This is a genomic window from Caldovatus aquaticus (genome assembly GCF_019458025.1).
GTDB classification, from domain to species: Bacteria; Pseudomonadota; Alphaproteobacteria; order Acetobacterales; family Acetobacteraceae; genus Caldovatus; species Caldovatus aquaticus.
On record NZ_JAHZUY010000063.1, the window covers coordinates 1 to 20,950 of the forward strand.

The 20,950-nt window shown below is 74.5% G+C and carries 18 protein-coding genes; 1 reads left to right on the forward strand and 17 read right to left on the reverse strand.

The features are described 5' to 3' along the window. Positions 1-268 precede the first annotated feature (268 nt). From K1J50_RS15985 to pnp, 12 genes are all read right to left on the reverse strand, one after another. Positions 269-1,663 carry an amidase family protein gene (locus tag K1J50_RS15985; protein ID WP_220118765.1) on the reverse strand — a complete coding sequence of 465 codons (1,395 nt, stop codon included), beginning with the start codon at positions 1,661-1,663 and terminating at the stop codon, positions 269-271. A 67-nt stretch (positions 1,664-1,730) separates the two neighbouring features. Then, positions 1,731-2,168 (reverse strand): EamA family transporter, encoded by a 438-nt coding sequence (locus K1J50_RS15990; RefSeq protein WP_220118766.1) that lies wholly within the window; start codon positions 2,166-2,168, stop codon positions 1,731-1,733. Between the two features lie 48 nt (positions 2,169-2,216). Further along, positions 2,217-3,392: an acyl-CoA dehydrogenase family protein gene (locus K1J50_RS15995; protein ID WP_220118767.1), complete on the reverse strand. Its 1,176-nt coding sequence runs from the start codon at positions 3,390-3,392 to the stop codon at positions 2,217-2,219. Between the two features lie 4 nt (positions 3,393-3,396). Beyond that, entirely contained in the window at positions 3,397-4,179 is a 783-nt protein-coding gene (locus tag K1J50_RS16000) for an enoyl-CoA hydratase/isomerase family protein (RefSeq protein ID WP_220118768.1), read from the reverse strand. Beyond that, positions 4,176-5,261: an acyl-CoA dehydrogenase gene (locus tag K1J50_RS16005; protein ID WP_220118769.1), complete on the reverse strand. Its 1,086-nt coding sequence runs from the start codon at positions 5,259-5,261 to the stop codon at positions 4,176-4,178. Before K1J50_RS16005 ends, K1J50_RS16000 begins: the two co-directional genes overlap by 4 nt. A 12-nt stretch (positions 5,262-5,273) precedes the next feature. After that, positions 5,274-5,918: a 3-oxoacid CoA-transferase subunit B gene (locus K1J50_RS16010; protein WP_220118770.1), complete on the reverse strand. Its 645-nt coding sequence runs from the start codon at positions 5,916-5,918 to the stop codon at positions 5,274-5,276. Between the two features lie 28 nt (positions 5,919-5,946). Further along, positions 5,947-6,627 (reverse strand): 3-oxoacid CoA-transferase subunit A, encoded by a 681-nt coding sequence (locus K1J50_RS16015; protein WP_220118771.1) that lies wholly within the window; start codon positions 6,625-6,627, stop codon positions 5,947-5,949. A gap of 65 nt (positions 6,628-6,692) precedes the next feature. Further along, positions 6,693-7,001 carry a hypothetical protein gene (locus tag K1J50_RS16020; RefSeq protein ID WP_220118772.1) on the reverse strand — a complete coding sequence of 103 codons (309 nt, stop codon included), beginning with the start codon at positions 6,999-7,001 and terminating at the stop codon, positions 6,693-6,695. 236 nt (positions 7,002-7,237) lie between these two features. Beyond that, positions 7,238-9,373: an acetate--CoA ligase family protein gene (locus K1J50_RS16025; protein WP_220118773.1), complete on the reverse strand. Its 2,136-nt coding sequence runs from the start codon at positions 9,371-9,373 to the stop codon at positions 7,238-7,240. Positions 9,374-9,531: 158 nt separating this feature from the next. Then, positions 9,532-11,118 carry a lytic transglycosylase domain-containing protein gene (locus K1J50_RS16030; RefSeq protein WP_255575357.1) on the reverse strand — a complete coding sequence of 529 codons (1,587 nt, stop codon included), beginning with the start codon at positions 11,116-11,118 and terminating at the stop codon, positions 9,532-9,534. 571 nt (positions 11,119-11,689) lie between these two features. After that, the gene (locus tag K1J50_RS16035; RefSeq protein ID WP_220118775.1) at positions 11,690-13,090 is read right to left on the reverse strand and encodes an NAD(P)H-dependent flavin oxidoreductase; all 1,401 of its coding nucleotides are present in this window, start codon (positions 13,088-13,090) and stop codon (positions 11,690-11,692) included. Positions 13,091-13,297: 207 nt separating this feature from the next. Beyond that, positions 13,298-15,511, reverse strand: a complete 2,214-nt coding sequence (gene pnp / locus K1J50_RS16040) for a polyribonucleotide nucleotidyltransferase (RefSeq protein WP_220118776.1) — start codon at positions 15,509-15,511, stop codon at positions 13,298-13,300. A 597-nt stretch (positions 15,512-16,108) separates the two neighbouring features. On the opposite strand from pnp, the gene K1J50_RS16045 reads away from it, so the two are divergent. Then, positions 16,109-16,576 carry a hypothetical protein gene (locus tag K1J50_RS16045; protein WP_220118777.1) on the forward strand — a complete coding sequence of 156 codons (468 nt, stop codon included), beginning with the start codon at positions 16,109-16,111 and terminating at the stop codon, positions 16,574-16,576. A gap of 31 nt (positions 16,577-16,607) precedes the next feature. Here the strand turns inward: K1J50_RS16045 and rpsO are convergent, their stop codons facing one another. The 5 genes from rpsO to infB all read right to left on the reverse strand — a co-directional run. Then, positions 16,608-16,877, reverse strand: a complete 270-nt coding sequence (gene rpsO / locus K1J50_RS16050; protein WP_220118778.1) for a 30S ribosomal protein S15 — start codon at positions 16,875-16,877, stop codon at positions 16,608-16,610. Between the two features lie 30 nt (positions 16,878-16,907). After that, positions 16,908-17,909: a tRNA pseudouridine(55) synthase TruB gene (gene truB / locus K1J50_RS16055; RefSeq protein WP_220118779.1), complete on the reverse strand. Its 1,002-nt coding sequence runs from the start codon at positions 17,907-17,909 to the stop codon at positions 16,908-16,910. Next, positions 17,906-18,313: an acyl-CoA thioesterase gene (locus tag K1J50_RS16060; protein ID WP_220118780.1), complete on the reverse strand. Its 408-nt coding sequence runs from the start codon at positions 18,311-18,313 to the stop codon at positions 17,906-17,908. Before K1J50_RS16060 ends, truB begins: the two co-directional genes overlap by 4 nt. Beyond that, positions 18,310-18,765: a 30S ribosome-binding factor RbfA gene (gene rbfA / locus K1J50_RS16065; protein ID WP_220118781.1), complete on the reverse strand. Its 456-nt coding sequence runs from the start codon at positions 18,763-18,765 to the stop codon at positions 18,310-18,312. Before rbfA ends, K1J50_RS16060 begins: the two co-directional genes overlap by 4 nt. A gap of 87 nt (positions 18,766-18,852) precedes the next feature. Continuing rightward, positions 18,853-20,950: translation initiation factor IF-2 (gene infB / locus K1J50_RS16070; protein ID WP_255575358.1), on the reverse strand; the 2,098-nt coding region annotated here is incomplete at its 5' end.

The window sequence follows — 20,950 nt, forward strand, 5'->3', positions numbered from 1 at the left end:
ATGCTTCAATCGCCTCAAGCATTTCCGCCGCATCGCCACACGCTTCGACAAGCTCGCACGCAACTACCTCTCCACCGTCGCCCTCGCCGCCATCCGGCTGTGGACACGGTTTGAGTCCAGGACCTAGGGCGGATCGCGGACGGCCGCGAACGGCCGGAAGCGCGGATCCGCCCGCGCGCAACCGGGCCGGGGCCGCTGCGGCGCGCACCGCCGGGCGAAGGCGGCCCTCGGCGCGGCGCCGCGTGTTCTCCGGACGAGGGGCCCGGCCTCACGCCGGGTCCACGGGCGCCGGCGGCACCCCCGCCGCCTCGATCGCCGCACCGGCCTCGAGCAGCAGGTCCTCCCGGTAGCGGCCGGCCAGCAGCTGCACCCCGACCGGCGCGCGGCCGGCGAGGCCGGTCGCCACGGCGAGCCCCGGCAGCCCCATCAGCGGCACGCCGACCTGGGTGAGCTGCGCCTCCCAGCAGCGCCGGAACCCCTCCGGCGAGGACACGTCGAGCCCGTCCGGGAAGGGCAGCTCGGCGGAGACCGGCGTGATCGCGACCGGCCAGCGCTCGAAGAACAGCATCCACTGCCGCACGAAGCCGGCGCGCTTCTGCAGCGCGTCGAGCAGCGCGTTGACGTCCGGCAGCGGGCACATCGCCTCCATCTGCGCCATGACGAAGCTGGCGGCGGGCTCGCCCTCGCGGCGGATCGCCTCGTTCATGCCGCGGCGCGATTCGGCGAGCCAGAGCATGAGCTGCAGCGCCGCCGGCTCGCGCAGCGGCGGGGTCTCCGCCTCCTCGACGGTCCAGCCGGCGGCCTCCAGCCGGCGCGCGGCGTCGCGCAGCGCGGCCTCGACCTCCGGCACGATGGCGAGGCCGTCCGGGCGCAGGCAGAGCGCCGCGCGCTTCGGCGCCGGCGGCCCCTCCAGCGGCACGCCGACCCACCAGGGATCGCGGATGTCGCGCGCGGCCATGGCGGCGAAGGCGAGCCGGATGTCGGCGATGGTGCGCGCGAGCGGCCCGGAGACGGCCATGAGCTGCCCGCCGATGTGCCGCTCCGCGCCCGAGGGGTTCCACGCCGGCACGCGGCCGAGGGTGGGGCGCAGCCCGTGCACGCCGCAGGCATAGGCGGGATAGCGGATCGAGCCGCCGATGTCGGTGCCGTGGCCGATCGCGCCGATCCCCGTCGCCACCGCCGCCCCCGCCCCGCCCGAGGAGCCGCCCGGCGTGAGCGCGGGATCGCGCGGATTGCGCGTGCGCCCGTGCAGCGCGTTGTCGGTGAACCAGCGCAGGCTGAAGGCCGGCGTGTTGGTGCGGCCGAGGATCACCGCGCCCGCGCGGCGCAGGTTCGCCACCACCGGGTTGTCCTCGCGCGCGATCAGGTCCTTCTGGATGCGCAGGCCGTTGGTGGTGGCGAAGCCCTTCTGGTCGGCGTTGACCTTGATGGTGACGGGCACGCCGGCGAGCGGGCCGGGGTCCTCGCCGCGGGCGAGCATCGCGTCCACGCGCGCCGCCTCGGCCAGCGTCTCCTCCGGCCGCAGGGCCACGACGGCGTTGATCGCGGGGTTCACCGCCTCCAGCCGGGCGAGCGCGTCGCGCGCCGCCTCGGCGGCGGAGACCTCGCGGCGGCGGACGCGGGCGGCGAGGTCGGCGGCGGAAAGGCGCCAGAGGTCGGTCATCGGCGACACCCTTCAGGATGGAGCTGCGCGGCAGGGCGCCGACAGAGTGCCGCCCCGGCGGCCGCGGTCAACCGCGCCAGGCGACCAGCACCGCGCCGGCGGCGATCAGGGCGACGCCGAGCCAGTTCCATGCCGACAGCCGCTCGCCGAGGAGCAGCACGCCGAACAGGGCGACCAGCACCACGCTGAGCTTGTCGAGCGGCGCCACGCGGGCGGCGTCGCCGAGCTGCAGCGCGCGGAAGTAGCAGAGCCAGGAGGCGCCGGTCGCCGCCCCCGACAGCAGCAGGAAGAGATAGGTCCGCGCCGACACCGAGGACGGCGCCTGCCAGCCGCCGGAGACGGCCATGATCCCCGCCGTGACGAAGAGGATCACCACCGTGCGCACGAAGGTGGCGAAGTCCGAATGCACGCCGGCGACGCCGAGCTTGGCGAGGATCGCCGTCAGCGCGGCGAAGGCCGCCGAGGCCAGCGCCCAGAACTGCCAGGCCCGCAGCGCGCCGCCCATGCCCCCGCCCCCATGCCCCCGCCTTCGCCCCGCCCGCGCCCGACGCGCTCAGCCCGGCAGCCCGAGCACGTTCTTCGCCACGATGTTGCGCTGGATCTCGTTCGACCCGCCGTAGATCGTCGCCGGCCGCGCCTGGATGTAGAGGCCGGTCGGGTTGAGGTCGCGGTTGCCCTCGATCGGCCCGAGCAGCCCCGCGTTCTCGCCGGCGATCTCGAGCATCGCGTCGGCGATGCGCTGGAACAGCTCGGTCTGGCAGATCTTCAGCATCGAGACGTCGGGCCCGAGCGTCTCCCCGCGCCGGAGCTTCGCGACATAGACGCCGTAGAACGCCTTCAGGTCCTCGAGGTCGAGGCGGAGCCGCGCGTAGCGGTCCCGGAACTCCGGCTCCTCCCACACCCCCATGTGCTCGGCGAGCGCGCGCAGCCCCTTCAGCGCGTAGGCGGACTGGCGGGGGGAGCCGAGGTAGATCCGCTCGAAGCCGAGCAGGGCCTTGGCCATGTCCCAGCCCTTGTTGATCTGCCCGACCAGGTTCCGCTTCGGCACCCGGACGTTGTCGAAGAACACCTCGCAGAACTCGTCGTGCAGCTCGAGGTTGATGATCGGCTTGACGGTGATGCCGGGCGTGTCCATCGGCACCAGCAGGAAGCTGATCCCCTCCTGCTTCTTCGCCTGCTTGTCGGTGCGCACCAGCAGGAAGATCCAGTTGGCGTCCTGCGCCAGGGTGGTCCAGATCTTCTGGCCGTTGACGACGTAGTGGTCGCCGTCCTCGACCGCCTCGGTGCGCAGGCTGGCAAGGTCGGAGCCGGCGTTGGGCTCGGAATAGCCCTGGCACCAGATGTGCTCGCCGGAGAGGATCTTCGGCAGGAAGTAGCGCTTCTGCTCCTCCGTGCCGTAGTTGATGATCAGCGGGCCGAGCAGGACGATGCCGTGGTCGTTGGTGCGCGCGCAGCCCCAGCGCTCCAGCTCCTCGGTGAAGATGATCTGCTTCGCGGGCGAGAGGCCCATGCCGCCGTATTCCTTCGGCCAGCCGGGGCAGAGCCAGCCCTTCTCCGCCAGCTTGAAGTACCAGACCTTGTTGTCCTTCCAGTGCAGGCGCTTCGGGGGATGGCGCAGCTCGGGCGGATAGTTGGCCTCGATCCAGCGGCGCACGTGCAGGCGGAAGGCCTCGTCGTCGAGGGCGTTCAGGTCCTCGGGCTCGGCCGGCGCGGCAGGGGCGGCGGTCATCGGCTCAGCGTCCCTTGAAGACGGGCTTGCGCCTGGCGAAGAAGGCGGCGCGGCCCTCCTTGTGGTCCTCGGTGGTGAAGAGCAGGCCCTGGAAGGTCTGCTCCTGCTCGAGCGACTCGTCGAGGCCCGCGGCGAGGATCTGCTTGGTCAGCCTGATCGGCGCCGGCGCCTCCTCGGCGAGGAAGCGCGCCTTCTCGAGCGCGGCCGCGAGGGCGTGGCCCTTCGGCGCGACGAAGTCCACGAGGCCGATGCGCTCCGCCTCCGGCGCGGTGAGCGGCTCGTGGTAGAGCAGGAGGCGCCGCGCGCGGCCCATGCCGACGCGCGCCGGCAGGAAGTGGGCGAGACCCATGTCCGCCATCAGGCCGATCTTGTGGAAGCCCGCGACGAAGCGCGCATCCTCGGCCGCGACGATGGTGTCGCAGGCGCAGGCGAGCGCCATGCCGGCGCCGGCGCACCAGCCCTCCACCGCGGCGACGATCGGCAGCCCGCCCTTGGCCATCAGCCGCACCAGGCGGTGCGTGCGGCGCATGCGCTCGCGCCCGTCCATCGCGGTCGCGACCTCCATGCGCGAGATGTCGCCGCCGGAGCAGAAATTGCCCTCCGCCCCGGTCAGCACCACGGCGCGGACGCCGCTCTCCGGCGCGTGCGCGCGCTCGAGCGCGTCCTCGAGCGCGGCGCGCAGCGGCATCGCCAGCGCGTTGCGGCGCGCCGGGTAGTCGAGCGTCAGGACCAGCACCGCGCCGTCGCGCTCCTCGACGACGCGCATGCGCTCCCCGGCCTCGCTCATTCCTCGTCCCCCTCCGGCGCGTCGCGCAGGAAGCGGCGGCGGTGCAGCGCGGCGGAGCCGAACTGGTTCGCCAGCACCATCGCCTTGCGCAGATAGAGTCCGGCGTCGTACTCGTCCGTGTAGCCGATGCCGCCGTGCAGCTGGATCACCTGGCGCGTGACCAGCAGCGAGGCCTCCGCCGCCCGCGCCTTGGCGCGCGAGACCGCGGCGCGGCGCGCCGCGCCCTCCGCCCCGGCGTCGAGCGCCGCCGCCGCGCTCTCCACGCTCGCCCGCGTCAGGCCGAGCTGGATCCGGAGGTCCGCCGCGCGGTGCTGCAGCGCCTGGAAGCTGCCGATCACCCGCCCGAACTGCTGGCGCGTCTTCAGGTAGTCGAGCGCGAGGCCGAAGCTCCGCTCCATCACGCCGAGCAGGTAGGCGGCGGTGGCGAGCGCCGCCTCGTCGAGCGCCTGCGCGAGCAGCGCGCCGGCGTCGTCCGCCACGCGCCGCGCTTCGCCGAGCGCGGGGCGCAGCGTGCCGAAATTGCCCCCGTCCTGCGTGCGCTCGAGCGCAAGGTCGGCGCCGGCGCGCGGCAGCGCGTAGAGCGCGATCCGCCCGCCCTCGCGCACCGGCAGCAGGAACAGTTCCGCCCCCGCCGCCTGCGGGATGAAGCGCCGCGGCGCGTCCGGGCTGCCCGGCACCTCCAGCGTGTCCGGCCGTTCCTGCCAGGCCGTCGGGGCGTAGATCTCGCCGGCGAGGAGGCGCGGCAGCAGCTCCCGCTCCCCCGCCCGCGCCAGCACCGTCGCCGTCAGCAGGGCCGGGATCAGCGGCTCCGGCGCGAGGCCGGCGCCCAGCTCCTCGGCCAGCGCGCACAGCTCGCCCATGCCGAGGCCCGCGCCGCCGGCCGCCTCCGGCGCGCGCAGCCCGATCCAGCCGAGCTCGCCCATCCGGCGCAGCACCGCGGGATCGTAGCCCGGATCCTGGAAGCGCAGCGCCCGGATGCGCTTCGTGTCGCCGCCGCGCGGCGCCACCGCGGCGGCGCTGTCGCGGATCATGCGGATGGATTCGGCGCGCTCCGCCTCCGTGCCCGCCAGCGCCTCGCTCATGCGTTCCCCCGTTCAGCCCGGCAGGTGCAGCTTCGCCCCGCTCCGCTCCTGCAGCGCCTCGAAGGTGACGCCCGGCGCCATGTCCACCACCACGAAGCCGCGCCCCTTCACCACGTCGAACACGCCGAGGTTGGTATAGACGCGGCTCACCGCGCCGAGCGCCGTCAGCGGATAGCTGCACTTCTCGACCAGCTTCGGCCGCCCGTCCTTCGTGGTGTGCTCCATCACCACCCACAGCCGCTTCGCGCCGGCGGCGAGGTCCATCGCCCCGCCGACGGCGGGCGCGGTGTCGTTCTCGCTGGTCGCCCAGTTGGCGATGTCGCCGTTCTCCGCCACCTCGAAGGCGCCGAGCACGCAGAGGTCGAGATGGCCGCCGCGGATCATCGCGAAGGAGTCGGCGTGGTGGAAGAACGACCCGCCCGGCCGCAGCGTCACCGGCTGCTTGCCGGCGTTCACCAGCCAGGGGTCCACCTTGCCGGGCGGCGGCGCCGGGCCCATGCCGAGGATGCCGTTCTCGGAGTGCAGGATCACCTCGCGCTCGGCCGGCACGTGGTCGGCGACCATGGTCGGGATGCCGATGCCGAGGTTGACGTACCAGCCCTCGGGGATGTCGCGGGCCACGCGGGCGGCCATCTCAGCGCGGGAGAAGGGCTTCATCGTCGTCTCTCCTCACCCGTCGGCAACGCTAGGCCCACTCCGGCCCCCTGTCCACGCGGATCACCCGGTCCACGAAGATGCCGGGCGTCACCACGTGGTCCGGGTTGATCTCGCCGAGCTCGCGGAGGTGCATCACCTGGGCGATGGTCAGCTCGGCGGCCATCGCCATCACCGGGTTGAAGTTGCGCCCGCTCTCCCGGTAGGTGAGGTTGCCCCAGCGGTCCCCCTCCCAGGCCTCGATCAGCGCCACATCGCCCTTCAGCGCCCGCTCCAGCACGTAGAGCCGCCCGTCTATCTCGCGCACCTCCTTGCCCTGGGCGAGCAGCGTGCCGACGCCGGTCGGCGTGTAGAAGGCGGGGATGCCGGCGCCGGCGGCGCGCATGCGCTCGGCGAGCGTGCCCTGCGGCACGATCTCGAGCTCGATCCTGCCGGCGCGGTATAGCTCCTCGAACACCACCGAGCCGGCGGAGCGCGGGAAGGAGCAGATGATCTTGCGCACCCGGCCGAGCTCCATCAGCCGCGCGAGGCCGGTGCGCCCGGTGCCCGCGTTGTTGGCGACGCAGACCAGGTCCTTCGCGCCCTGCTCGATCAGCCCCTCGATCAGCGCGTCCGGCTGGCCGACGGCGCCGAAGCCGCCGATCAGCACGGTGGAGCCGTCCTTGATGCCCGCCATGGCCTCGGCCATGGTGCGGACGATCTTGTTGATCATCGCACCCCCCGGACTTGGGCCCCCGCGGTGTCCGTCCGCCGCGGCGCGGCCTCCGGAGGCCGGCTCTAGCCCTGCCCGCCGCCCCGGTCCAGGGGGGAGCCGGGCGGCGTCAGGCTCGCCGCGAGATCGCCGGCCTCGCGCACCACGGCGAGCAGGCGCAGGCCGAGCGCCTTCGAGCCCTCGGGCAGGAAGGCGTCCGCGGTGCGCAGCACGCCCCGGATCTCGTCCTCGCCCATCGCCCCCTTCGCGCGCAGCGCGCCGAGCAGGGCGGCGACGAGCGCGATGAGCGCGTTGATCTGCTGCTGGTGCGGGTGGTCGGAGGCCAGCGGCGGCGCGCCCCTCCCCGCCCATGCGTCGTCGTGGCCGTCGCGCATCCCTGGCACACCCGTTCGTTGCCGCGCGCCGCGGCGTCGCGGCGCGCCGTCCCCGGTGACCATGACGCGCGCGGAGGCCCTCCGTTGCCCTTGCCTTGTCCTGCCGAGACGGGGAGTGCGGAACCGAAACCGCCGGTCGGCAAATGGCGCCCGCTAGGGCGTGCCGCCGAAGCCCGGGTCCGCAGCCATGCCGCAGCACCCGCCCGCCGCCGGCAGCGGCGCAGGGCGCGCTCCGCTCAGTCGGCCGCGAGCTCGATCACCGCGTCGGCGGCGTAGCAGCCCTGGCCCTCGGGCAGCACCAGCAGCGGGTTCACGTCCACGCTGCGCAGCCGCGGCCCGGCCGCCGCCGCGAAGGCGGAGAGCCGCGACAGCGCCCGCGCCAGCGCTGCCACGTCCGCCTTCGGCCGCCCGCGCGCGCCGTCGAGCAGCGGGAAGCCGCGCAGCGAGCGGACCATCCGCTCCGCCTGCGCCGGGTCGAGCGGGCAGCGGTGCAGCGCGAAGTCCTTCAGCACCTCGATGAACACGCCGCCGAGGCCCACCATCGCCACCGGCCCGAACACCGGATCGCGCGCGATGCCGAGCGCCATCTCCACCGCGCCGGCGATCTGCTTCGCCACCAGCACGCCCTCGATGCGCGCGCCCGGCGCCCGCTCGCGCGCCCGCTGGAGCAGCGTCGCGACGCCGGCACGCACGCCCGCGGCGTCGCGCACGTCGAGCAGCACGCCGCCGATCTCGCTCTTGTGCAGGATGTCGGGGGAGAGGATCTTCAGCACCACCGGGTAGCCGATCTCCTCCGCCGCCGCGACCGCGGCCGCCGCGTCGCCGCAGGCGCGCTCCGGCACCGCCGGCACGCCGGCCTCGGCGAGCAGGCGCTTGGCCACCGCCTCGCTCGGCGTCGTCCCGGGCAGGCGCACCTCGGGCAGCGGCACCGCGGCGGCGGGCTGCCCGGCCCGCGCGAAGGACTCGCCGAAGCGGCCCATGGCGTGCAGCGCCACCACCGCGCGCGAGGGGTCCTCGAAGACCAGGAACCCGTCCTCGGCGTATTTCCGGCGCCCCTCCTCCGGCAGGATGGCGGAGAGCACCCAGAGCCGGTCCGGATGCCGCGCGATCGCGCCCTTGAGCTGCTCGCGCAGCGCCTCGCCCACCGTGCGCGAGCCGGCAGTCTGGGTGAAGAAGGCGATGATGCTGGAATAGCCCCCGTCCGCGGCGACGCTCTCGGCGAAGCGGCCGACGAGGGGCCAGTCGTTCGCCACCTGCGCCGTGCAGTCCACCGGGTTGCGCGGCCCGCAGAACGGCACCAGCGCGCGCAGCTCCGCCTGCGCCGCCTCCGGCATCGGCGGCATGGCGAGGCCGAGCGCCTCCGCCGCGTCGGAGATCAGCACGCCGGCGCCGCCCGAGATGGTCAGCACGCCGAGCGTGTTGCGCGCCGGGTAGATGCGCTTCGTCGCGGCGTAGGCGATGTCGAGCATCTCCTCCGTCGTGCGCGCGCGCACCACGCCGAACTCGTCGAGCACGGCCTGCGTCACCGCGTCGTCGCCGGCGATCGAGGCGGTGTGCGATTTCGCGGCGTGCGCGCCGAGCGCGCTGCGCCCGACCTTCATCATCACCACCGGCTTGCGGTTGCGCCGCGCGAGCTCGAGCGCGGCGACGAAGCGTTCGCTCTCGCGGATGCCCTCGGCGTAGGCGGCGATGACCTCCACCTCCTCCGACTGCGCCATCCAGCCGATCACCTCGCCGACCGAGATGTCGGCCTCGTTGCCGGTCATGATGCAGACCGGCGTGCCGAGGCCGCGCGCGCGCGCGATCGTGAAGATGTGCGTGCCGTAGGCGCCGGACTGGCTGGCGATGCCGATGCGGCCCGACAGCGGCCAGCCCTGCTCGAAGGAGGTGGAGAAGGTCGGGTAGAAATTGACCGCCGCGTTGAACAGGCCGAGGCTGTTCGGGCCGAGGATGCGCATCCCGTGCCGGCGCGCGGCCGCGACCAGCGCCGCCTGCGCCGCAGCGCCCGCCTCGTCCACCTCGGCGAAGCCGGCGGTGAAGACGATCGCGGCGCGGCAGCCGCGCGCGCCGAGCGCCTCGACCGCCTCGTTGGCGAGCGCCCCCGGCACGGCGACGATCGCGACATCGGGCGCGGCCGGCAGCGCGGCGACCGAGGGGAAGGCCGGCAGGCCCTGCACCGCCGGGCGGTTCGGATTGACCGGCCAGACCGCGCCGGCGAAGCCCCGCTGCTTCAGATAGGCGATCGGGCGCCCGCCGATCCGCCGCGGATCGTCGGAGGCGCCGACGATGGCGACGGAGCGGGGGCGCACCAGCGCATCCAGCGCGGCGAACTCGGCCGGCTGCCCGCCCGGCCCGCGGTGATCGGCCTGCATGCCTCGTTTCTCTCGGAGCGGCGTGTCCGCGACAGGCTGCGGCAGAGGCGTCGCGCGGGCAAGAGCGCGCGGCGCCGATCACGCGGCCCGGCCGGCGGACGGGGAACGGGAAAAGGTCGTCCGCGCCCCGGCGCCGCCTTGCCGGCTCGCGCCGCGGCTCAGATCGAGTCCGGCGAGAGCACGATGCAGTCGCCCTGCCGGCGGAGGCGCTCGCAGGCGGCGCTCGCCGACTCGCGCGACAGGCCGGTGACGCGGGCGCGATAGAGAGTGCCGTGCCCCTGCGCCACGCGCTGGACGACGACGCGCGCACCCAGCGTGCGCACCATGTCGCGCGCGCGGCTGGCAGCGCTCTGCGCCTGCGCCGCCGAGCCGAAGGCGCCGACCTGCACGCCCCATTCGCCGGCCGGCGCCGGGGCCGCCGCGCCACCGCGCCGGGCCGCCGGAAGGGTCGCCGCCTCGGCGCGCGACATCAGGCTGAACCCGCGCCCGGCAGGCTCCGGGCGCGGCGGCACCGGCACCGCGGCCGGCGGGACCCGCACCCACGGCGACGGCGGGGCGCCGCGCGGCGTCGCGGCGGCGGCGAGCTGCGTCGCCGCGCCAGGCCGCGTGCCGGCGCCGGGCGCCGCCGCGGGCGGATTCGCCCCGGATCGCGCGGTCGCGTCCGTCGCTGCCCGGCCGGCGGGCTGCTGCGGCTGCGCCGCGCGGGCGGCGGCCAGCAGCGATCGCGTCGCCGGTGGCGGCGCGCTGCGTTCCGCGTGGGCGGCGGGAGGGGTCGGAGGCGAGACCGGCAGGCCGGCGATCGCAGTGGCGTCGCGGCCGGCCTCGGCGCGCTCGGGCCGCGCGCGGGCCAGGGCCGCGGTGCCTTCCGGCGTGCTGCCGTCCGGGATCGGGTCCATGCGCACGACGAGGCCGGAATACGGGTCGGCGCTGGCCACCCGCCGCGGCGGCTCGGGCTCGCGCGGCGCGGCGGGCGCGGCAAGCGGCGCCGCCGCGGCCAGCGCGGTGCCCGCCGCGGGCTCGGCCGCGGCCGGCGCGGCGTTGGCGCGCGCGAGCTGCGCCGCCGCCTCGATCCGCTGACGCTGCTCGCGCAGCGCCAGCATGGTCGTGGCGTCCATGCGCCGCGGGCCGGGCGGGATGTTGAGCGGGATCTCGGCCGCCGCGTACACCTCCGGCGGCGCGCGGCGGACCGGCGCGGCGTCCAGGATGCGCGGCCCGATGCGGGCGACGTAGCGCCGGGTCTCGGCCGGCAGGCCGCGGCCGTTCCAGAGGTAGTCCTCGAGGCGCCGCGGGCCGGCGTTGTAGGCGGCGAGGAAGGCCGGCGAGCCGAACAGGTCGTACATCTCGCGGATGTAGGCCGCCCCGGCCATGATGTTGTCGTAGGGGTGGTAGGGATCGTCGCCGAGGCCGTAGCGCGCCTGCAGCTCGCGATAGGTGCCCGGCATCACCTGCATCAGCCCCATCGCGCCGGCGGGGCTGGTGGCGCTGGCGCGGCCGCCGCTCTCCTGGCGCATCACCTCCCGGATCCAGGTTTCGGGCACGTCGAACCGGCGCGAGGCCTCGCGGATCCAGGGCCCCCACGGGTCATGCGGCGGGCCGGGCGGATCGTAGCTGGCGGGGCGCTGGTGATGGCCGCCGCGCGCCGTGCTGACCGGCCGCTCCTGCTGGCCGCATCCGGCAACCGCCACGGTCGCCACGAGCGCCACCGCCAGGAACGGCCGCACGGCACCCAGAGAGAGTCGGAGCATCCGCGCCATCTCCGTCGGGCTGGGACCGCCGAATCCCCGAGGCCTGCCCCCCTGCGGCTGCGGTGCCGTCCCCACGGCACCCCGCCAGGCCCAACCCCGACGTTCAGGCGGATCTGAGCGTCACTGCCTCAACCCGTATCGGAAGCATGAGTCCGAAGCAAGACCGAAGCGATGGCGCAAGGGTCTGGTGACTTTCCCGCCGCACTGTGGCTAAATCGCCACAACAGGCCGCCACCCGCCGCGGGCGCGGAATCGCCCGGCCCGCACGATTTCTCTATCGCCGCGCGCTCCCGCCCGGTTACGACAGGGATTGACGGCGGCGTTGCCCGGGGATGCTGACGGGCGGGCAGATTGTTACTTGCGAGGACTTGCTGCCGGCGCCGACCCGGCCGCGCCGGCCGGCGGGCGGCCTCTCTCCGCGGGGGAGGAAGCAGCTATGGCCGCGGGTCCCGGCGATCCCTCCCCGCGGCCGCGTTCCGGCGCCGGCGCCCCACGCGGCCCGGCCGCGTCCGTCCCCGCCCCGACGCCGCGGCGACGCCTCCGCCCGGGCCGGGCCGCGCGGGCGAAACCCTCACCGCCCCGTCAGGATGCGCTGCACCAGCTGCTTCACCGTCGGGATGAAGCCGTTCGAGTAGAAGGGGTCGGTGGCGAAGCGGAAGGCGTTGTGCCCCGCGAACATCAGGTTGCGCTCGATCGAGCCGTTGTGGGCGATGTCCTGCAGCGTCTTCTGGATGCAGAAGCTGCGCGGGTCCGCCTTCTTGCCGGTCGAGTACTCGGGCCCCTCCTGCGACCAGTTGGAGAAGCGGCAGGCGGAGAGGCAGCCCATGCAGTCCACCTGGTCCTGCAGGATCTCCCGCTGCTTCTCGGGGGTGACGAAGATCAGCGTGTTGTCCGGCGTGCGCATCGCCTCGGTGAAGCCCTCGGCCTCCCACTGCCGGACGCGGCCGTAGTCGCGCGGCGTCAGCCACACCGGGCGCTTGCGCGGCCCGACACCGTACTCGGCCGTGTGCTCGCCGACCGGCTCGGCGGTGTAGGCGACCTGGCGCTCGTTGCGCTCCTCGAGCTCGCGCAGGAACTCGTTGCGGACGGCGGAGCTGTAGAAGCCGGTGGGCGAGAAGCGCTGCAGCAGCACGTCGCCCTCCTTGAGCGTCAGCAGCCGCTGCTTCCAGGCGTCGGAGATCGGGCTCTCCTTCGTCAGCAGCGGCCGGGTGCCGAACTGGAAGGCGATCGGGCCGAGCTCCTTGTTGTCGATCCAGTCCTCCCACTCCTCCAGCCACCAGACGCCGCCGGCCATGATGATCGGCGTATCGCCGAGGCCGAACTCGCGCATCTGCTGGCGCAGCTTGAGCACGCGCGGATAGGGCGGCTCCGGCTGCTGCGGGTCCTCGGAGTTGGAGAGGCCGTTGTGGCCGCCGGCGAGCCACGGGTCCTCGTACACCACGCCGCCGAGCCACTCCCGCGCCCGGTGGTAGCTGCGCTTCCACAGGGCGCTGAAGGCGCGGGCGGAGGAGACGATCGGGTAGTAGAAGACGCCGAAGTCGCGCGCGATCTCGGCCAGGCGGTAGGGCATCCCGGCGCCGCAGGTGATGCCGTGGATCAGGCCCTTCGCGCCCTCCAGCACGCCGCGGATCACCCGCTCCGCCCCGCCCATCTCCCAGAGGATGTTGGCGTGGATGCGGCCCTGGCCGTTGCGGCGCTCGTGCGCCACGCGGGCCTGGGCGATGCCGCCGGCGATGCCGTAGGCGACCAGCTCCTCGTGCCGTTCCCGCCGCGTCCGGCCGCGGTAGACCTGCGGCACGATCCTGCCGTCCTCGTCGTAGGAATCCGCGTTGACGGCCGAGAAGGTGCCGACCCCGCCCTCGCACGCCCAGGCGCCCGAGGAGGTCCCGTTGGAGACGGAGACGCCCTTGCCGCCCTCGACGATCGGCAGGACCTCGACGCCTCCCATGCGAATCGGGTTGATCGCCTTCACGCTGTGCTGCCTCGCATGCAACCCATGTAAGTATGACGCGCCGCGGCTGCCCGCGGGAGTCCCCACCGGGGCCCCTCCGGGCACGGCGGGGTAGCAGGCCGCCGGCCCGGGGCGCCCTGGCCCCGGACCGGTCCCTGCCGCCCGCACGCCTGCCGCCTGCCGAGCCGGTTCCCGCTGCGGCCGCGTCCCGGCCGTCCGCGATCGGCCCTACTCGGCCGCCTGGCGGCCTCCGCCGCCCTCGCGCCGCTCGCCGCGCCGGCCGCCCTCGCCCTCCGGGCGGGGCCGCCGGGCGCCGACCTTCTCGGTGATGTCCTCGCCGGTGGCCTGGTCCACCACCCGCATCGAGAGCTTCACCTTGCCGCGCTCGTCGAAGCCGATGACCTTGACCTTCACGATGTCGCCCTCCTTGACGACGTCGGTGGTCTTGTTCACCCGCTCGTTGGAGAGCTCGGAGATGTGCACGAGGCCGTCGCGCGAGCCGAGGAAGTTGACGAAGGCGCCGAACTCGGCGGTCTTCACCACCTTGCCGGTGTAGATCTTGCCGAGCTCGGGCTCGGCCACGATCCCCTGGATCCAGTCGATCGCCCGCTGCGCCGCCTCCGGGCTGGTGGCGGCGATCTTGATCGTGCCGTCGTCCTCGATGTCGATCTTGGTGCCGGTCTGCTCGGTGATCTCGCGGATCACCTTGCCGCCGGAGCCGATCACGTCGCGGATCTTGTCCTTGTTGATCGTGATCACCGTGATGCGCGGCGCCGTGGCGGCGACCTCGGTGCGCGCCCCGGTGATCGCCTTCGCCATCTCGCCGAGGATGTGCATCCGCCCCTCGCGCGCCTGCTCGAGGGCGATCTTCATGATCTCGAAGGTGATCGAGGTGATCTTGATGTCCATCTGCAGCGAGGTGACGCCGATCTCGGTGCCGGCCACCTTGAAGTCCATGTCGCCGAGATGGTCCTCGTCGCCGAGGATGTCGGAGAGCACGGCGAAGCCGCGCTCCTCCTTGATCAGCCCCATGGCGATGCCGGCGCAGGGCCGCCTGATCGGCACGCCCGCGTCCATCAGCGCGAGCGAGCTGCCGCAGACCGTCGCCATCGAGGAGGACCCGTTCGACTCGGTGATCTCGGAGACGACGCGGATCGTGTAGGGGAACTTCTCCTTCTCCGGCAGCAGCGGGTGCAGCGCCCGCCAGGCGAGCTTGCCGTGGCCGATCTCGCGCCGCCCCGGAGAGCCGAGCCGTCCGGTCTCGTTCACCGAGTAGGGCGGGAAGTTGTAGTGCAGCAGGAAGTCCTCGCGGTACTCCCCGGCGAGCGCGTCGATGATCTGCTCGTCCTGGCCGGTGCCGAGGGTGGCGACGCAGAAGGCCTGCGTCTCGCCGCGGGTGAACAGCGCCGATCCGTGCGCGCGCGGCAGCACGCCGACCTCGGCGACGATCGGGCGGATGTCCCGGGTGCCGCGCCCGTCGATGCGGCGGCCGGTGTCGAGGATGGCGTTGCGCACCACGTCGGCCTCGAGCTCCTTGAAGAAGCCCCTGGCCTTCTCGAGGTCGGCGCCCTCCGCGGCCAGCCGCTCGAGCACCGCGGCCTTCGCCGCCGCCACCTTCTCGTGGCGCACCAGCTTCTGCGTCTCGCGGTAGGCCTCGGCGACCGGGGCGCGGCCGAGCTCGAAGACGCGCGCCTTCAGCGCCTTCTCCTCCTCGGTCGGCTCGGGCAGCGGCCAGGGGTCCTTCGCCGCGCGCTCGGCGAGCGCGATGATGCCCTCGATCACCGGCTGGAAGCTGCGGTGGCCGAACTCGACGGCGCCGAGCATGACGTCCTCGGGCAGCTCCTGCGCCTCCGACTCCACCATCAGCACGCCCTCGGAGGTGCCGGCCACCACCAGGTCGAGCTGGCTCCGCGCCCGTTCCTCGGTGGTCGGGTTGAGCACGTAGCGGCCGTCGATCCAGCCGACCCGCGCCGCCCCGACCGGGCCGAAGAACGGGATGCCGGAGAGCGTCAGCGCCGCCGAGCAGCCGACCATCGCCACGATGTCGGGGTCGTTCTCCAGGTCGTGCGACAGCACGGTCGCGATGACCTGGACCTCGTTGCGGAAATTGTCGGGGAAGAGCGGCCGGATCGGCCGGTCGATCAGGCGCGAGACCAGCACCTCGTGCTCCGAGGGCCGGCCCTCGCGCTTGAAGAAGCCGCCCGGGATCTTGCCGGCGGCGAAGGCCTTCTCCTGGTAGTGGACGGTGAGGGGGAAGAAGTCCTGGCCCGCCTTCACGCTGCGGTTGCCGACCGCGGTGCAGAGCACGATGGTGTCGCCGAGGCGCGCCATCACCGCGCCGTCGGCCTGGCGGGCGATCTTGCCCGTCTCCAGGGTCAGGGTCTTGCCGCCCCAGGGGATGTCCTTGCGGAAGTAGTTCTCGAACACGTGCGTCGTCCTCATGCGGCTCCCGGGACGCGCGGTCGCGCGGGTGGCCGGTGGCGGCGCCGGGCCTGCTGGCGCGGCGCCGCGGGTGGGCAGGACCGGACGGGTCGGCCGCCCCCGCGCCTCTCGGCGCACGGGCGGGGCCTGTCCGGGTGCGACGCGGTGGGATGCCAGTCAGGCGGCCGTCAGCCCCCGCTGCGGGTGGGTGGTCGGCGTCTCGGGCGGCATGGTGGCCGCGGTGCAGGCGCCCCCGCGGCGAGGGCAGCCGGCAGGCGGGCCGCCCTGACCATGTGGCCGGAAACGCCGCCGCAACCCCTTCGGGGCGATGTCGCCCCGACCCATCTCGGTGGTGCGCGGCTCTCTGGGCCGGTCAGCCCGCCGCGTGCGCGGCGGCGAATCCACCCCGTCCGGCGAGCGGGCGGAAGCGGACCCGGCGCCTATATGACGCGGCACGGCCGGGAATGCCACGGAAATCTTCGGCCGCCCCGCCGGCCGCGATCCGGCCCCTCCGGAGGGGAGGCAACGATGCCGCCGCCGGCACGTTGCCGTCCCCGGCGCCGCGCGGCCCAGCCTCCGCGGCGCCCCTGCCGACATGCAGCAGCGGAGGGCGGCGCCATGGCCCGCATGAAGAGCACGGCCTTCTATGACCGCCGCGCCGAGGCCGAGCGGGCCGCGGACGAACTCGCCCGCCGGCTCGGCCTCGATCGCGCCCTGGTGCGGGTCCACGCCGCGCCCGGCGGCGCCGGCGCGGACGAGGAGGGCGGCTTGCTCGACTGGCTCGCGCGCATCTGGCGCCCGGAGGCCGACTTCCTGCCGCCGGAGGACCGCGAACTGCTCGGCGAGGGGCTGCGCCGGGGCGGCGCCGTGCTGTCGGCGGAGATCCAGGAGGGCGATCTCGCCCGCGCCGAGCGGGTGCTCGAAGCGCACGGCGCCGTGGACCTTGCCGCGCGCGCCCTTGCCTGGCGCGGCGACGCGCCCGCGCGCGAAGGCACGGCCGCCGCCGGCCCGCGGGTCCGCAGCTACCCCTGGGACGCGCCGACGACGGGCGCCCCGACCGGCCCCGCCGGGCCGCCGCGCGTGTAGCGCCGCGGCGGGCGGAGGCGGGGCGCGCCGCTCAGCGCCGCAGGCCGAGCCGGGCGATCAGGCTCTCGTAGCGCGCCTGGTCCTTGCGCTTGAGATAGTCGAGCAGCGCGCGGCGGTGCCCGACCATCATCAGCAGGCCGCGCCGGCTGTGGAAGTCCTTGGGGTGGGTCTTGAGGTGCTCGGTCAGGTTGCTGATCCGCTCCGAGAGGATCGCCACCTGCACCTCCGGCGAGCCGGTGTCGCCCGGCTTGGTCGCATATTCCCTGATCAGCGCCGTGCGGCGCTCCGCGGTGATCGACATCGCTCGTGCTCTCCGTTGCTGGCCGGGCCGTCAGGCGGTGCCCGGCGCTGCCGTGCTCCCGTCGCCCCCGGTCAGCCACCGCTCCGGCCTGAGCAGGCCGTCCTCGAGCCGGCAGAGACCGACCAGGCGCCCCCCCGCCATCGCTCGCACCAGGCCCCCGGCGGGGTCGGCCTCGCGCGGAACCCGGCCCATCAGCTCGACCAGGGAGATCGCCTGGCCATGCGAGAGGCGGGCGGCCTCCGCCTCCGTGAGGGCCAGCGCCGGGATGTCGGCCAGCGCGGTCTCCACGGGCAGCAGGAGGTCCGGGGAAGGGGGCGGGGTATCGCCGGAACCGGCGATCCTGTCCAGGGGGATCGCGTGCTCCTCGCGGAACGGCCCGACCCGCAGGCGGCGCAGCGCCGCGATGTGGCCGACCGTGCCGAGGGCGCGCGCGAGGTCGCGGGCGAGGGCGCGCATGTAGACGCCCTTGCCGCACTCGACGAGGAACACGGCGGTGTCGGGATCGGGCCGCTCGAGCAGCTCGAAGCGGTCCACCCGCGCCGGCCGCGGGGCGAGCGCCACCGCCTGCCCCTCGCGGGCGAGGTCGTAGGCGCGCTCGCCACCGACCTTGACGGCGGAGAAGGCCGGCGGGACCTGCAGGATGTCGCCGGTGAAGGCGGGCAGCGCGGCGCGGATCGCCTCGTCGCTCGGGCGGACCGGGGAGGTCTCGATCACCCGGCCGTCGGCGTCGTCGGTGTCGCGCGCCTCGCCAAAGCGCAGCGTGAAGCGGTAGACCTTGGTGCCGTCCACCACGTAGGGCACGGTCTTGGTCGCGGCGCCGAAGGCCACCGGCAGCACGCCGGTGGCGAGCGGGTCGAGCGTGCCGCCATGCCCGGCCTTCTGCGCCCGGAAGGCGCGCCTGACGATGTTCACCACCTCGGTCGAGCCGATGCCGGGCGGCTTGTCCACGATCAGCCAGCCGTCGAGCGGACGGCCGCGCCGCTGCCGGCGACGGGGGCCACGGGGGCGCTGGTGCTGCTCTCGGTCGTTCATGCCTCGGTCTGGTCCACGGGGCGCGGCCGCCCTTGGGCGTCCAGCGCGACGAAGGTGAAGACCGCCTCGGTGACGCGGCGGTTCTCGTCGAGGTGGCGCCGCCAGGCCTCGACGCGGATGCGAAGCGAGGTGCGGCCGACGCCGAGCACCTCGGTGTAGATGCTGACCTCGTCGCCCACGCGCACCGGGGCGAGGAAGCTCATCGCCTCCACGCCGACCGTGGCGACGCGGCCGCGGGCGCGGCGCTGCGCGGCGCTGCCCCCGGCGAGGTCCATCTGCGCGAGCAGCCAGCCGCCGAAGATGTCGCCCGAGGGGTTGGTGTCGGCGGGCATGGCGATGACGCGGATCATGGGCTGGCGGTCGGCGGGCGGGCCGTCCGGCGGCGAGGGGGACGCGGCGGTCATCCCGCGCCGTCCTCCCCCTCCCCTTCGCCGCGCCGCGGCGGCGCGAGGTCGCGCGCCACCTCGGGGCGGCGCATCAGGGCCTCGATCCGCATCGCCTGGTCGAGCGCGGTATCCGGCTCGAAGCGGATCTCGGGCGCGTAGCGCAGCCGCACGGCGCGCGCCACCTGCGTGCGCAGATAGGGCGCGGCGCGCCGGAGCGCCTGCATCCGCGCCTCCGGCAGCGCGTGGCCGAGCCCGGAGACGAAGGCGGTCATGTGCCGCAGATCGGGCGAGGCGCGCACCTCCGTCACCGTCACCGCCGCGCCGGCGAGGTCGGGGTCGCGGAACTCGCCGCGGGTGAACAGCGCCGAGAGTGCGTGGCGCACCTCCTCCGCCACGCGGAGCTGGCGCTGCGAAGGTCCCTCGCGGCGCTCGGCGCCGCCGGGCCGCGCGGCGTGCTGCTTCCTCACCATCGTCGTCGTCCCGCGAAGCGACGGGCGCGGCGCCTCCCCGGCGCCGCGCCCGAACCGGATCCCCGGAAGGCGGATGGCGCCTGCCGGTCAGGCCGCCGCCACCGTCTCCGTCTCGTAGCACTCGATCACGTCGCCGACCTTGATGTCGTCGTAGTTGGCGAAGCTCATGCCGCACTCGTAGCCGTTCTGCACCTCGCGCACGTCGTCCTTGAAGCGCTTCAGCGTCGAGAGCTCGCCCTGGTGGATCACCACGCCGTCGCGCAGCAGCCGCACCCCCGCGCCGCGCCGGACCACGCCCTCGGTCACGCGGCAGCCGGCCACCTTGCCGACCTTCTTGACGTCGAACACCTGCAGCACCTGCGCGTAGCCCAGGAACTTCTCGCGCTGCACCGGCGCGAGCTTGCCCTTGACCAGCTTCTCGACGTCGTCCGCCACCTCGTAGATGATCGAGTAGTAGCGGATGTCCACGCCCTCGCGCTGCGCGAGCTCGCGCGCCTGCGCCGTGGCGCGCACGTTGAAGGCGAGGATCACGGCGTCGGAGGCCTTGGCGAGCTGCACGTCGGATTCGGTGATCTGGCCGACCGCGCTGTGCAGCACGCGGACCTTGACCTCCTCGTTGCCGAGCTTGCCGAGGGTGGCGACGATCGCCTCGGCCGAGCCCTGCACGTCGGCCTTGACGACGACCGCGACCTCCTTCTGCTCGCCGGCCCGGATGCGGGCGAGCATCTCGTTGAGCGTGCCGCGGCCCGCGCCGGCCGCGAGCGCCGCCTTCTCGCGCGCCCGGCGCTGGCGGTACTCGCTGATCTCGCGCGCCCGCGCCTCGTCCGGCACCACGATGCAGTGCTCGCCCGCCGCCGGCACGCCGGAGAGGCCGAGGATCTCGACCGGCAGCGAGGGCGGCGCCTCCTTGATCTGGCGTCCGCGGTCGTCGAGCATCGCGCGCACCCGGCCCCATTCGGTGCCGGCCACGACGATGTCGCCCTGGCGCAGCGTGCCGCGCTGCACCAGCACGGTCGCGACCGGGCCGCGGCCGCGGTCGAGCTTGCTCTCGATCACCGTGCCCTCGGCCGGGCGGTCCGGGTTCGCCTTGAGGTCCAGGATCTCCGCCTGCAGCAGGATCGCCTCGAGCAGCTTGTCGAGATTGATCCTTTTCGTCGCCGAGACCTCGACCTCCTGCACGTCGCCGCCGAGCGATTCGACCACGACCTCGTGCTGCAGCAGCTCCTGCCGCACCCGGTCGGGGCGCGCGTCCGGCTTGTCGATCTTGTTGATGGCGACGATGATCGGCACCCCCGCCGCCCGCGCGTGGCGGATCGCCTCCACCGTCTGCGGCATCACGCCGTCGTCGGCCGCGACCACCAGCACCACCATGTCGGTGACGCTCGCGCCGCGCGCGCGCATCGCGGTGAAGGCCTCGTGGCCGGGGGTGTCGATGAAGGTCACCTTCTGGCCGCCCGGCACCTCGATCTGGTAGGCGCCGATGTGCTGCGTGATGCCGCCTGCCTCGTGCGCCGCCACGTCGGTCTGGCGCAGCGCGTCGAGCAGCGAGGTCTTGCCGTGGTCCACGTGGCCCATGATGGTGACCACGGGCGGGCGCGGCTTCAGGTCGGCCTCGGTGTCGGGCGTGCCCTCGAGGCCGAGCTCCACGTCGCTCTCGGAGACGCGCTTCGGGCGGTGGCCCATCTCGGTCACGACCAGCTCCGCCGTGTCGGCGTCGATGGTCTGCGTCAGCGTCGCCATCACGCCCATGCGGAACAGCGTCTTCACCACCTCGCTGCCGCGCGCGGCCATGCGGTTGGCGAGCTCCTGCACGGTGATGGTCTCGGGGATCACCACCTCGCGCACGACGCGCTCCTGGCCCGAGCGCAGGCGGGCCAGCTCCTGCTGGCGCCGCTCGCGCTCCCGCTGGCGGCGGAGCGAGGCGATGGAGCGGATGCGCTCGTCCTCGCCCTCCACCGCGGCGACGATGTCGATGCGGCCGCTCCGGCGCTCCGGCACCAGCGCCCCCTTGCGGGCGGGCGCGGGCGCGGGCCGGCGCGCCGCGGGTCCGGCGCCGGCGCCCGGGCGGCGTGGCCCGCCGGCCGGGCGGCGCGCGCTCTCCTCCTCCTCCTCCGTGAGCGCGCGCGCGCGCAGCGTCAGCCGCTGGGCGGCCTCGGCGGGCGGCGGCGCTGCGGCCGGGCCCGGG

Excerpts from the sequence above, each read along its gene's own strand:
- K1J50_RS15985 (WP_220118765.1), bottom strand. The coding sequence starts at position 1,663 with ATGACCGACCTCTGGCGCCTTTCCGCCGCCGACCTCGCCGCCCGCGTC.
- K1J50_RS15990 (WP_220118766.1), bottom strand. The coding sequence starts at position 2,168 with ATGGGCGGCGCGCTGCGGGCCTGGCAGTTCTGGGCGCTGGCCTCGGCG.
- K1J50_RS15995 (WP_220118767.1), bottom strand. The coding sequence starts at position 3,392 with ATGACCGCCGCCCCTGCCGCGCCGGCCGAGCCCGAGGACCTGAACGCC.
- K1J50_RS16000 (WP_220118768.1), bottom strand. The coding sequence starts at position 4,179 with ATGAGCGAGGCCGGGGAGCGCATGCGCGTCGTCGAGGAGCGCGACGGC.
- K1J50_RS16005 (WP_220118769.1), bottom strand. The coding sequence starts at position 5,261 with ATGAGCGAGGCGCTGGCGGGCACGGAGGCGGAGCGCGCCGAATCCATC.
- K1J50_RS16010 (WP_220118770.1), bottom strand. The coding sequence starts at position 5,918 with ATGAAGCCCTTCTCCCGCGCTGAGATGGCCGCCCGCGTGGCCCGCGAC.
- K1J50_RS16015 (WP_220118771.1), bottom strand. The coding sequence starts at position 6,627 with ATGATCAACAAGATCGTCCGCACCATGGCCGAGGCCATGGCGGGCATC.
- K1J50_RS16020 (WP_220118772.1), bottom strand. The coding sequence starts at position 7,001 with ATGCGCGACGGCCACGACGACGCATGGGCGGGGAGGGGCGCGCCGCCG.
- K1J50_RS16025 (WP_220118773.1), bottom strand. The coding sequence starts at position 9,373 with ATGCAGGCCGATCACCGCGGGCCGGGCGGGCAGCCGGCCGAGTTCGCC.
- K1J50_RS16030 (WP_255575357.1), bottom strand. The coding sequence starts at position 11,118 with ATGCTCCGACTCTCTCTGGGTGCCGTGCGGCCGTTCCTGGCGGTGGCG.
- pnp (WP_220118776.1), bottom strand. The coding sequence starts at position 15,511 with ATGAGGACGACGCACGTGTTCGAGAACTACTTCCGCAAGGACATCCCC.
- K1J50_RS16045 (WP_220118777.1), top strand. The coding sequence starts at position 16,109 with ATGGCCCGCATGAAGAGCACGGCCTTCTATGACCGCCGCGCCGAGGCC.
- rpsO (WP_220118778.1), bottom strand. The coding sequence starts at position 16,877 with ATGTCGATCACCGCGGAGCGCCGCACGGCGCTGATCAGGGAATATGCG.
- truB (WP_220118779.1), bottom strand. The coding sequence starts at position 17,909 with ATGAACGACCGAGAGCAGCACCAGCGCCCCCGTGGCCCCCGTCGCCGG.
- K1J50_RS16060 (WP_220118780.1), bottom strand. The coding sequence starts at position 18,313 with ATGACCGCCGCGTCCCCCTCGCCGCCGGACGGCCCGCCCGCCGACCGC.
- rbfA (WP_220118781.1), bottom strand. The coding sequence starts at position 18,765 with ATGGTGAGGAAGCAGCACGCCGCGCGGCCCGGCGGCGCCGAGCGCCGC.